The sequence below is a fragment of the Stenotrophomonas pictorum JCM 9942 genome, assembly GCF_001310775.1.
Classification (GTDB): domain Bacteria; phylum Pseudomonadota; class Gammaproteobacteria; order Xanthomonadales; family Xanthomonadaceae; genus Stenotrophomonas; species Stenotrophomonas pictorum.
This window is the reverse complement of record NZ_BAZI01000684.1, coordinates 1-883: the sequence shown is the minus strand read 5'-3', so window position 1 is coordinate 883 and position 883 is coordinate 1. Positions and strand designations below refer to the sequence as shown.

Annotated in this window: 1 protein-coding gene; it reads left to right on the top strand. The window is 67.7% G+C overall.

What is annotated here, in order from left to right; translation table 11 throughout:
* Window positions 1–883 (top strand): transposase zinc-binding domain-containing protein (locus tag JCM9942_RS17045; RefSeq protein ID WP_172675197.1); only part of this gene is annotated, 883 nt, incomplete at both ends.

Sequence of the window (883 nt, the reverse complement as noted above, 5' to 3'; positions counted from 1 at the left end):
GCAGGCGCACTACCCGGACTTCATCGCGCGTCTTGAGGCCGAAGACCGCCCGCTGCCCGAGTATGTGCGCGAGGAGTTCGAGACCTACCTGCGCTGCGGCGTGCTCGAGCACGGCTTCCTGCGCGTGGTCTGCGAGCACTGTCGTGCCGAGAGGCTGGTGGCGTATTCCTGCAAGAAGCGCGGGCTGTGCCCGAGCTGCGGCGCACGGCGCATGGCCGAGTCGGCGCGGCATCTGGTGGACGAGGTGTTCGGCCCGCGGCCGGTGCGGCAATGGGTGCTGAGTTTCCCGTACCCGTTGCGCTTCCTGTTCGCCAGCAAGCCTGAGGCGATCGGCCCGGTGCTGGGCATCGTGCATCGTGTGATCGCCGGTTGGCTTGCCGATCAGGCCGGCGTGCCGCGGGATACGGCGCAATGCGGCGTGGTGACCCTGATCCAGCGCTTCGGCAGCGCGCTGAATCTCAACATCCACTTCCACATGCTGTGGCTCGACGGCGTGTACGAGGACACCACCGAGCGTCCGCAGCGCAAGCCGCGCCTGCACCGCACCCGTGCGCCCACATCGGCGCAACTGACGGAACTGGCCAACACCATCGCGCATCGCGTGTGCCGGCACCTGACGCGCAAAGGCTGGCTGGAAGGCGAGGACGAATCCGTGTTTCTGTCCGACAGCGCGGCGGGCGACGACGGCATGGACGCGCTGCGGATGAGTTCGATCACCTACCGCATCGCCACCGGTCGCGACGCTGGCCGCAAGGTCGTCACCCTGAAAACGCTACCCGGTGATGCGGGTTCTCTGGACGGCGACGCCGGCAAGGTCGGCGGCTTCTCGCTGCATGCCGGCGTGGCCGCGGAAGCACACGAAAGCCACAAGCTCGAAAAGCTG